Source organism: Desulfomicrobium macestii (genome assembly GCF_014873765.1).
GTDB classification, from domain to species: domain Bacteria; phylum Desulfobacterota; class Desulfovibrionia; order Desulfovibrionales; family Desulfomicrobiaceae; genus Desulfomicrobium; species Desulfomicrobium macestii.
On the sequence record NZ_JADBGG010000089.1, the window covers coordinates 1 to 1,671 of the forward strand.

A 1,671-nucleotide genomic window follows, 5' to 3' on the forward strand; every position below is an offset into this window, starting at 1 on the left:
CCGAAAATCGAGACTTCTTCATCTTGCCCTCCGTGAGGCAATCTTTACCAGAAATCTCTATTTATCAATGGCTCGGTTTTAGGGGAAGGCTACACTCTGATCCAAAAGGATGGGCCGAGAAGCGCAGCCAGGGGGATGTGGGGCAGATCTTGAATTATTTCTACCTCTCGAGTCGATCCTGGAAGACTGCTGAAGCGCCACATCGGATACAGGCCTGCACTGGCAGAACATTGAGTCGAAGTTCGTGTCCCAAAAACTGAGACACCAAAAAACAGTATTAGCCCCCGCCAGTTTGAATGCAATGGCTTGAGATTCAACAGTCTCAAGCCATTTTTTTTAACCCGACGGAAGGAACGCGCAATCTTCAGCGTTCTCGCATCTCCAGCGTCTTAAAGTAGTAATCTCCCAGCGCATCGTGCAGCGCGTTGGCGGCCAGTCGGGTGCAATGGCGGTCTTCTTCGGGCATGCAGTTTGGTCCGCCCGAGGCATGCAGTATGGTGTCGCCCATGATGGCAGCCACCTCTTCGCAGGTCTTGTTCACTGTCAGTTCCGCGTGAGGCAAGGTTCAGATCTTGAATCTTGAATTTTCTGGAGTGACTCCTCTCTATGGTCCGCCCACTCCGCATAGAATTTTCTGGAGCCATCAACCATGTGACATCCCGGGGCAATGCATAATCTTCCTTTTTTCTGGACGATATCGACAGGAGCACCTTTCTTTCCGTGCTCGGGATAACGTTGCACCGGTTCAACGTTATTTATCATGGCTATTGCCTGACGACAACTCACTTTTATTTGCCGCAACTTCGGCCGCAAATCTTTCCAAAACCCTGCGGCAATTACACGGCGTTTACACGCAGGCATTCATTCCTCAGTGAGTAAAATTCTTCGGAAAATGGAATATTTCAAGAGTCAAGAGCCGCCCCTAGATTCCCCGATTCCCCGTTATCCTGGATTCCCCGTGAACCTTTTGTAAATCGCCACTTCCTCGGCTTTACATTAGCGGCGACACCCACTACCAGCTCTCCAGCCGCATCGTCTCGGCCTGGGAGCTGGCCCAATGCGACCTGTCCGTGGCCCTGCTCTGCATCGGCTTCACCGGCGAGGTCCTTCGCACGCCCCCTGGTCGACCGCGACCACTGGCAACGCCTCATGGGCGCATACATGTACGGGATCGTGACGCACAGTTTTCCCGGCAAGGTCGTTCGTAGTAGCACAAGAAGCCACTGTGTGCATGCTGATTGAGGCATTGTCGGTTTCGGTTATGGAAGTTTCACAGTAACTCGCTGTCATTGTTGGTTTCAGGGATATTCATATCTAACAAAATCAGGGTTTTTGACACATGCAAAATAACTCGTCTGCTGACCACGCAAAGGAAAACCTGCCTTTACAGTTTAAGGTATTGAAGTTGGCGTTGCTTATTGATGTGTCTTCCTGTCTACCTGTTATAGCGATCGCCATACTTTCAAATTCGATGATACTTCTTACTGATATTTATGATTATTCATACAACATTATTTCGGGAATTATCTCTGTTACTATTGTTAACAAGCTCATTAAGGGAAAGATAACATCTTACCCTAAATCCGTGAAAAAGTTGCATTGAATATACAGTTTTGAAACATTTTGCACTTGAAATAAATCAATGATATCGGTATATTGAACTTGCTTTTC

At 48.1% G+C, this 1,671-nt stretch carries 1 protein-coding gene; it reads right to left on the reverse strand.

Going from position 1 to position 1,671, the window contains the following annotated elements; genetic code table 11:
* Window positions 1–364: 364 nt before the first annotated feature.
* A complete protein-coding gene (locus tag H4684_RS20460) occupies window positions 365–562 on the reverse strand; it encodes an iron-sulfur cluster assembly scaffold protein (RefSeq protein WP_143077867.1) in 198 nt (65 codons plus the stop codon).
* Window positions 563–1,671 lie beyond the last annotated feature (1,109 nt).